Source organism: Faecalispora jeddahensis (genome assembly GCF_000577335.1).
Lineage (GTDB): Bacteria > Bacillota > Clostridia > Oscillospirales > Acutalibacteraceae > Faecalispora > Faecalispora jeddahensis.
In genome coordinates this window covers 1-9,135 of sequence record NZ_CBYL010000076.1, presented here as the reverse complement: position 1 = coordinate 9,135, position 9,135 = coordinate 1, and the positions used below count along the sequence as shown (strand labels likewise).

5 protein-coding genes and 1 rRNA gene are annotated in these 9,135 nt (G+C 53.5%); 3 read left to right on the top strand and 3 right to left on the bottom strand.

Features of this window, described 5'->3' with window-relative positions; all coding sequences use genetic code 11:
- A 16S ribosomal RNA gene (locus tag TY09_RS16965) occupies positions 1 to 299 on the bottom strand; the annotation flags it as partial.
- A gap of 527 nt (positions 300 to 826) precedes the next feature.
- Between TY09_RS16965 and metA the strand changes: the two genes are divergently transcribed.
- The gene (metA, locus tag TY09_RS16960; RefSeq protein WP_042436809.1) at positions 827 to 1,747 is read left to right on the top strand and encodes a homoserine O-acetyltransferase MetA; all 921 of its coding nucleotides are present in this window, start codon (positions 827 to 829) and stop codon (positions 1,745 to 1,747) included.
- Positions 1,748 to 2,065: 318 nt separating this feature from the next.
- Here metA and TY09_RS16955 read toward each other — a convergent pair whose 3' ends face one another.
- Positions 2,066 to 4,408, bottom strand: a complete 2,343-nt coding sequence (locus tag TY09_RS16955; RefSeq protein WP_009061989.1) for a SpoIIE family protein phosphatase — start codon at positions 4,406 to 4,408, stop codon at positions 2,066 to 2,068.
- A gap of 192 nt (positions 4,409 to 4,600) precedes the next feature.
- Between TY09_RS16955 and TY09_RS16950 the strand changes: the two genes are divergently transcribed.
- Positions 4,601 to 5,794 carry an aminotransferase-like domain-containing protein gene (locus tag TY09_RS16950; RefSeq protein WP_042436808.1) on the top strand — a complete coding sequence of 398 codons (1,194 nt, stop codon included), beginning with the start codon at positions 4,601 to 4,603 and terminating at the stop codon, positions 5,792 to 5,794.
- Between the two features lie 20 nt (positions 5,795 to 5,814).
- Complete coding sequence (gene trpS, locus TY09_RS16945) at positions 5,815 to 6,834, top strand: tryptophan--tRNA ligase (protein ID WP_042436806.1); 1,020 nt, start codon at positions 5,815 to 5,817, stop codon at positions 6,832 to 6,834.
- Positions 6,835 to 7,200: 366 nt separating this feature from the next.
- On the opposite strand, the gene TY09_RS16940 is transcribed toward trpS, so the two are convergent.
- On the bottom strand, positions 7,201 to 9,135 hold a 1,935-nt coding region (locus tag TY09_RS16940; protein WP_042436805.1), incomplete at its 5' end, for an ABC transporter permease.

Sequence of the window (9,135 nt, the reverse complement as noted above, 5' to 3'; positions counted from 1 at the left end):
GGTGCCATGCGACACCAATATATTATGCGGTATTAGCGTTCTTTTCAGAACGTTATCCCCCTCTGAAAGGCAGGTTACTCACGCGTTACTCACCCGTCCGCCACTAAGCTAAGTTCAACACCGACTACTCAACCGTTTGCAGTGTTGTGCAGCTTTGAAAGGTCTAAAACGAGCTTCGCTCGTTTACGCCCTGCTCCCAAACACCTGAGTGTTCGGTGTCAAACTTAGCTCCGTTCGACTTGCATGTGTTAGGCATGCCGCCAGCGTTCGTCCTGAGCCAGGATCAAACTCTCTAAAATATGGTATTAAAACGGCTTGAAGCCGGTCTAAACTATTTTAGAGCATTTTATCTGCTCAATAGTACGCTTTCGCGTTTCTCAGTTTTTATAGAGTTCTGAGAACTCTTATCCGGAAGTACTCACTTCTCGTTTCCAAGAAGTTTTCTCTCAAAAATTACGGGTTCCTTCTTGTCTTTCTCGTTGTTTAATTTTCAAGGTCCTGTCTCTGTCGAATTTTCGGAAGAGATGCTTCGTATTATATCACAGCGGATTTCGCCTGTCAAGCATTTCTTTTCGTTTTTCGACATTCTTTTCGTCATTACTGACGAACCGGCGTTTTCGAATTTGAAAACTTTCGTTCATCTTATCGAATTTTCGCCCCCGTCTCTCGACGGCTTAGCTATAATACCACGCCCACAAAACAAAGTCAACTGTTTTTTTCACTTTTTTTCAATTCTTTTTGAAACTCCCCCTTTGAGTACGATTCTTGAACTATCGGAGCTGATTTGCTATAATGGAAAACACCCTAACAAAAGGAGGCTTTTGCTATGCCAATTAAAGTTCAAACATCACTGCCGGCCATTGAAGTCTTGGAATCCGAGAACATTTTCGTAATGACTCATGAGCGCGCCATGTCTCAGGATATCCGCCCGCTGAAAATCGTGATCCTGAACCTGATGCCGACCAAGATTGAAACCGAGACTCAGCTGTTGCGTCTGCTGGGTAACTCTCCCCTGCAGGTGGATGTTGAACTGATGCATATGGCAAGCCACTTTTCCAAAAACACCTCTTACACGCACATCGATACCTTTTATAAAACATTCGACGAACTGAAAGATGATAAATTCGACGGAATGATTATTACCGGCGCGCCGGTGGAACTGATGGACTTTGAAGATGTGGATTATTGGAATGAGCTCTGCGAGATTTTTGCCTGGAGCCGAAAAAACGTGTATTCGCTCCTGACCATCTGTTGGGGAGCTCAGGCTTCGTTATATTATTTTTATCAGATTCCAAAATATACCTTGCCCAAAAAACTTTCCGGAATTTTCAAACACCGTGTGCTGACACCCATGCACCCGCTGATCCGTGGATTTGACGACGTGTACTACGCGCCGCACTCCCGCAACACAGAGGTTCGCCGGGAAGATATTGACAAGCACGACGAACTGGTGATCCTTTCTGATTCCGACGAAGCGGGCGCTCACATCATCGCAAACAAAAACGGGCGGCAATTTTTTGTGACGGGCCACGCGGAATACGACCGCGAAACGCTGTCGAACGAATACTACCGCGATTTGAACAAGGGGATTGAACCTGACCTGCCGGAGCATTATTTCCCGAACGATGACCCTGCCCAGACGCCGGCGCTCACCTGGAGAAGCGGAGCCAGCCTGCTGTTTCAGAATTGGCTGAACTATTATGTCTATCAGCAGACCCCGTATGATCTGAAGGATCTCTCGGAATAAATCCCTGACCTTACTATTAAGTATACAGCTCATCAAAATGTTCAGGCCGGCGAAAATCGTGCCAAGGCGGCAATCCTAAATATAGGAGCATACGTATATTGTATGTAACGGAACTTTGCGGAAGTTCCGCTGCCCTGCGGGCACACGGCAATGCAAGAAACAAAAACGTAAGACCAGTGCGTTGCGCAATGCTTCGATGGTCTACGATAAAAGCGTGGAGCTCCGTTTGATCCCGAGAGATCAGGCGGAGCTCCACTGCCATATTTGGAGGATGAAACTGCTTATGTATACGCACACTTCCAAAGAAGAAGGAATGGATCAGAGTTCTTTTTTCAGTTCATTCAAAGAAAGAACCAGCACGGTGATATCGTCATCATGTCCGTCATTGCGGCGCTTGATCGCCTGAGATACGATCTGCTCCGCCAGCTCCTGCGGCACGGTGCCCTTCCATTCAGTCACCATCTCCCGCACCCAGTCGTCACCGGAAGCCACCACGCCGTCTGAGAACAGCACCAGCAGATCACCCGAGGAAAGCCGAACGGTTTCTTTGGCGAATTTCGCTTCGGTCAGAATTCCCACCGGCAGAGAGGGCGTATCAATGATAACGGCTCTGCCATCCCTGCGCAGAACGCTGACTGTCGCTCCCGCTTTCATCAGTTCTACTTTTCCATTAAACAGATCGACGGCGGCTACATCGAGCGTGGCGAGAGATTCGTCGCCCGATTTGGCCAGAAGCGCCGAGTTTACGATTTTCAACGCGCAGTCAAAGCCGATCCCGGCCTTGATGAGCTTGGCCATGATCCCCGCCGCCATTGCGCCGTCCACCGCCGCCCGGCCGCCGGTACCCATGCCGTCGCTGATGATCGCGATCTGGCGTCCGTTCCCGTCCGGGAAAAGCTCCTGGCTGTCGCCGCAGAGCTGGCCGTTCCCGCTGACATGCTGGAAAAATCCGCTCTGCACGCGGTACACGGGGCGCTCGCTCATCTGCATTCTGCATTTTCCCTGCGCCGAGCTGATGCAGGGCATTTCAAAGGTACGGCCGCACACCTGTGAAATCTGCCGGGTCAGATCCGCCTTGTTCAGGCGGGACTTGTCCACCTGCGCGGCTTCTGCCTCGATCGTCATGCGGTCGTAGCGGTCTACACGGCAGCTGACATCGATGGGAATGATGCCGTTCTGGGTCATCACATCGCTGACGCGCTGGGCGGCGGTAAAATCGAACCGCTCAAACAGCTCCAGTTCTTCGGCCATGTTTTTCAGCATCTGCGAGGTGGTATCGAACTGATCAGCCACAACGCCGCGAATCTGTGCGACACGCCGCTCCGCTGCCTCGCGGGTCAAAAACTCCGCGTACTGGCGGTTAATGTTCTCGACGATCTCAGTCGTATGACTGCAGTGGTCGGTAAACTGCTTCGGGAAATCGTCTTTTGTGATTTTCCCGCTTTTCCGCAGAATCTGTGTGAGAGTGCCGAACGCGCGCATCGTTTCATCATAGTTGCGTTCCCAGCAGTAAACGCGCAGTCCGCACCGGACGCAGGTGTTGTCGATAACCCGGTTGTAAACGGCGTTGATGTCCGGCGCGCTGAACTTATCGAGCCTGCGCGACACCTCTTCCACGGAATCCGAAATGCCTTCGAGAGCCTGTGCGGCATAATCGAGCTTCATGATCACGGAGCGCCGCAGCCCCTCGCTATGTAACAAATCCGCCGGCCGGGCAAACACCGCGGAGAGCCGGCTGCCGACATCCTTTGGCCAGATCATATAGATCACGCTCGCGGCCATCACCTCGTACAGACCGGTCAGAACCGATTCGCGGCTGCCGACCTGCAGGGACGCCACAGCGTTCGAGATGACAAAGGCACACGCGGAAACGAGTCTTCCCAGCGGAGAAAACACACCCGCCATCAGCCCGCCGAGCGCATACGCGCCGGAAAGATAGCTGACCCCGGCGGTGGAAAGGCTTAAAATCACGCCCGCGCCGATTCCGGTGACGCTGCCCCCGGTCACGCCGCCGTAGCGCGCCGCCAGCAGAATCCCCAGCACGGCCAGAACATGCCCCAGCGAAAGTCCGCCAAGTGTGATGCTCGAAAACGCTAAAATCAAAATTCCCGCCGAAAGCGTCACGCAGGCCAGATCCTGACTTTTCATCGCGTTCAGGCCTGTCCCCTTGAGCAGCAGGGTGCCCGCCCTTACCAGAAAATACGAAGCGCCGGCTGCCAGCATCGATTCAGCGACATACATCGCGATGCCCGCGGCATCCGTACCGTTGACCAAAGCCATGGCCAGCCCCGTCATCAGAACCGGGGCAAATGAGATCAGCGGAGCGAAAAACGGATGCATCCGCAGCTTGACCAGATCATTGAGCGTCCACCGAATGGCAGCCGCAGCCAGAAGAGCGGCAACATACCGAACCGGGAACAACGTGCTCGACGGCAGAAGATAACCGAGCAGAACGCCCAGCACCATTCCCCACATGCCGCCAAATGGAACCGCCGCAATCGCCGCCACCCCGAATGGAGCATACCGGCCAAATACGATTGCCCGCGAGCAGGCAAATCCAACAGCAAAACAGGCGGCCTGTACCATGATTTTTCTCGCGACCGGCGTTTCCAGCAATTCCCCAACCGTCAGTCTCTGCCGTACAACAGCTTTTTCTTTCATCTTTTCCGCACCACCATTTTCATTTAAGCTTGTCCTTCTATTATACATAGCGTATATATCCAGAATTGTCATAACGCGCTGTTTTATTTTGGCAAAAATTGCCGTAGTTTTGTCCAAGTGAGCAGAATTGATTCTTTTTCCAATTTGTGTTAGAATATTTGCAAAGATTTTAGCCGGAAAGGTCGTTTTGCCATGGAGTATTTATTTTCAGACCGGGTGCAAACCCTGAAGCCCTCCGCCATCCGCGAAATCCTGAAATCGGCCACTGCGCCCGGAATGATTTCCCTTTCTGTCGGGAATCCCGCGCCGGAAGCGTTCCCCGCAACAGAAATCGGGGAGATTTCTTCGCAGATTTTTCGGCAGCGTCCGATCGACGCCTTACAATATAATGTAACCGAAGGGTATCCTCCGCTGCGCCGTACGCTCACTGAGTATATGAAAGAAAAGCACGGTGCGGGACGCGATTTTGATGATCTGCTGATCACCTCGGGTGCGCAGCAGGTGATGGATCTGGCGACAAAATCCTTGTGCAACGCGGGCGATGTCGTTATCTGCGAAGCGCCGAGCTTCATCGGCTCGCTGAATTCCTTCCGTTCCTATCAGGTGCGTCTGCGCGGCGTTCCGATGGAATCCGACGGCATCGACCTTGCCGAGCTGGAACGGGCCCTGCGCGAAGAGCCAACGGCTAAATTTATTTATACCATTCCGAATTTCCAGAATCCCTCCGGCATTACGATGAGCGCCGAGAAGCGCCGCGGCGTTTACGCGCTGGCCAAACAATACGGCGTGCTGATTCTGGAGGATAACCCATACGGCGACCTGCGCTTTGCGGGCGAAGAGATCGCGCCGATCAAGGCGCTGGACGAGGACGGCCTTGTGATTTACGCCGGTTCCTTCTCCAAGGTGATTTCCCCCGGCATGCGCGTCGGCTATACGCTGGCACCAAAGCCCATCGTACAGAAAATGGTCGTCTGTAAGCAGGGTGAGGATGTTCACACGAATATCTGGTCGCAGCTGATTTGCGAGGAATTTTTGACAAACTATGATTATGCGGCGCATCTGGACCGCATCCGCGGGGTATACCGCGAAAAAGCGAAGCTGCTGCTGGAGCTTGTCGAGCGTCACCTGGCCCCGGACATCACCTGGGAACCGATTGAGGGCGGCCTGTTTTTGTGGTGCCGCCTGCCGGACGATATCGACATGATGGATTTCTGCCGCAAAGCGATGGAGCGCACTGTCTGTGTGGTGCCCGGAAACGCCTTTTTGGTGGATGAAACCCAGCCGTGTCAGTCGTTCCGCATCAATTACACCGCTCCCACCGACGAGCAGCTGACAAAAGGCATTGAAATATTGGGCCAGCTCGCCAAAGAGCTGCGCACCAAATAATAGATAGGAGTCCCGCTCATATGGAAATCGAAACAGAAGCCCAACCGAAACAGATTATTTTCAGCGCCGTACAGCCCAGCGGCACCATTACGCTGGGCAATTATCTGGGCGCCATTAAAAACTGGGTGACCATGCAGGAGGATTACCGCTGCGTATTCGCGCTGGCTGATCTGCATACTATCACCGTCCGTCAGGACCCGGCAACGTTTCGCCGCCACACGCTGGAGGCTTACGCCCTCTTTTTGGCCTGCGGGATCAATCCGCAGGAGCATCCGTTCTTTTTACAGAGCCATGTTCACACCCACGCGGAGCTGGCCTGGATTCTGAACTGCTACACACAGTTCGGCGAGCTTTCCCGCATGACGCAGTTCAAGGACAAATCGGCCAAACACGCGGACAACATCAATGCCGGGCTGTTCACCTACCCCAGCCTGATGGCGGCCGATATTCTGCTGTACCAGTCGAATCTGGTGCCGGTCGGCGCCGACCAAAAGCAGCATCTGGAGCTGGCCCGCAACATCGCCGAGCGCTTTAACGGCGCGTACAGCCCCACGTTCACCGTACCGGAGCCGTATATCCCGAAGGTCGGCGCGCGCATCATGTCGTTGCAGGACCCGGCCCGCAAGATGTCCAAATCCGATGAAAACGCCAACGCCTATGTGGCCGTACTCGACAAGCCGGATGATATCGTGCGCAAATTCAAGCGCGCCATTACCGACAGCGAGGCAAGGGTTCACTTTGCCCCCGGCAAGGACGGCGTCAACAACCTGATGGGGATTTACTCCAGCGTTACCGGCCTGACCAACGAGCAGATCGAGGCGGAGTTTGAGGGCAAGGGTTACGGTGACTTTAAGCTTCGGGTTGCCGAAGCGGTGCTGGAAGAGCTGCGCCCCGTGCAGGAGCGGTATGAGAAGCTGATCGCCGACAAGGCGTACCTGGAGCAGTGCTACACCGAAGGCGCACAGCAGGCGCTGGCGATTTCGACCCGCACACTGAGCAAGGTCATGAAGAAGATCGGCTTCCTGCCGAAGAAGTTCTGATTTGAGGTCGTTCCGTTTTTTCTTTTCAATCAAAAACAGGTTTCCTTTTTCCCGCACACGCCGGGAATGGAAACCTGTTTTTTTCTGCCGCCAAAACGAAACTCCCGGCTCACCCGCCGATTCACCGATAAAAAGCAGAGAAAGCGCTTTTTAAATGCAATCCCAACCTGCATTGCTGACCGTTACGATTAGATGGCAGCTCTCCCTTTCGCAAATGACAAGGGCCTTTCAACCGCATGACTGTGATTGAAAAGCCCTTAAAGCGCGTATTTCATTGCCGATTTCACAAGAGACCTGGCGGCAAATTCATTTGATCATCGGCCAATGGCACACATCTTTTTCACACAGCGGGATGCCTTCTTCTCTTTATTCCGTTCCCGCCTTCAACGCTTCGCTCATCGGAATCCGAGCCACCTTTTTCCTGCACATCCATTTGGCGAACTCATAGGTCGCCATCACAACGATAAAACCGAACAGCATATAAATGGCATTCAGCTTGACGGGCAGTACGACCTGCAGGCTTTCCGTCAAAGAGCCGAAGAAGGCCCCTGCCGTACCCAGCAGGGCGGGAACACCAAGCAGATACCCCAAAACAACTATCAGGGTATTGCTGTTCAGCACCAGCCTTGCGATCTCTTTTCTCCGGTATCCGAACACCTTCATAAGCGAGATGCTGGTTCGGCTTTCGTCGACCACCAACCCGGTTACAATATAGATGATAATCAGGCCAAGCAGAAAGGCGGAGGCGATCAGGCCGTAAATCATGGGGCCCATCTGGTCGATCATCTTGCCGAGCCCCGAGACAACAGTGTCGATGGATTTGGTGCTTTGAATCTCGCCCTGGGCAAAGGTCATCGCATCGCCGCTCCAGATTCCGAGATAAGCACCGGCGGGGTAACCAAATTCCGCGTTGAACCGGTCGAGCGGCAGGAACAAGAAATCGCCCGCATAGGTATCGGCCATTTTCTCAATGGTGAACGTGTGTTTCTTCCCGTTTTCCGTATCGAATACCGTCACGCTGTCACCGGCTTTCACATTCAGCTTCTGTGCAAGCGTTGCCGTAATCGTGGTCTGGTCCGGCTGGAACGACTGCCCGGAAGCATCCTTCAGCCGAACCATTTTGGTGTCGGGCAGAAGCCCGGTGACATAAAAGCTTATATCTTCATTGTCCGCAAAGCTCACGTATGCAGCGTTGAACTGTTCGGTTCCCGCCGGGGGTGCTCCTGTTTTTGCCGACGTGAAAACATATTCGTATTTAAAATCGTACAGCTCGCTGATCCCTTCCTTCAGCATATAGTCGACGGAGCTTTTCATCGTCAGTCCGTACAGCATGAGCATCGTGGCGACGACAACGCCGAACAGCAGGAAGAAGGTTCTGGACAGGCTGCGAACCTGTTCCCTGATTTTGAATTTCGTGCTGAACCCAAAACGATCCAACCGCAGGCCGCGCTCGAGGAAATTGACCCTGTTCTTTGCTTCTCCGCCTTTCATCAGAACCGCCGGAGCTGTTTTCAGTGTTCTGCCAATGATGCACCAGGTAACGCCGCATAGAATGATGATCGGCAGTGCGGCGGCGAAGACAACCAGCCACGGATTCAGAATTGTTTTCTGAACGGGCATGGGAAAAGCGGTCAGCATGAAGCGGATCTCACTGTCTACCAGCAGCAGCCCCACTACAGAGCCCGCCACAGAGCCGATGACGGAGATCAGCAGAGGGAAAGTCAGATAGTGGCGGCGAAGCTGATTCCTGCGGTAGCCCTGGGCGTAAAATGTCCCGATGATGACCGATTCACTTTTGATCGTGCGCCACATCAGCATCCCGAGCAGAACGCAGGCAAGCGCAAGCATGGCGAGCGGTACGGCGGCGCTCATTGTAGACAGCACATCGATCTCCATGGGGATATAGGATACGTTGACCTTCCTGCTGGTACTCTGCCAGTTGGTGATCTGGATTCCCTGAGAACGCAGCGCGTTCTTTACCGAGGCTTCCTGAGATTTGATGTTTTCCCTGTTATCAAAACGAATGGCGTAAACCTGATTTTTTCCCGGCAGGGCTTGAAAATTCTCTTTCCCCACCACGGCAATGCCGAAGGTGCTGGGGTCATTCATCATTTCTTCTTTCGACTGGATCACATAAATGTAATTCGGCAGAAACGCATAGCCTGAAACGGTAAACTCCCTGCCCGCAACGGTGATTTTGTCCCCGATTAGATATCCGTTTGTTTGCGCGAACGGGCGGTCAAGCAGGATTTCGGAGCCGCCCGGGAGCTTCCCCTCCTGAACGGCGGGGATGTTCACCTC

What these genes read in the sequence shown, in the direction of transcription:
- trpS (WP_042436806.1), top strand. Translation starts at nt 5,815, where the DNA reads ATGGAAATCGAAACAGAAGCCCAACCGAAACAGATTATTTTCAGCGCC.
- TY09_RS16955 (WP_009061989.1), bottom strand. Translation starts at nt 4,408, where the DNA reads ATGAAAGAAAAAGCTGTTGTACGGCAGAGACTGACGGTTGGGGAATTG.
- metA (WP_042436809.1), top strand. Translation starts at nt 827, where the DNA reads ATGCCAATTAAAGTTCAAACATCACTGCCGGCCATTGAAGTCTTGGAA.
- TY09_RS16950 (WP_042436808.1), top strand. Translation starts at nt 4,601, where the DNA reads ATGGAGTATTTATTTTCAGACCGGGTGCAAACCCTGAAGCCCTCCGCC.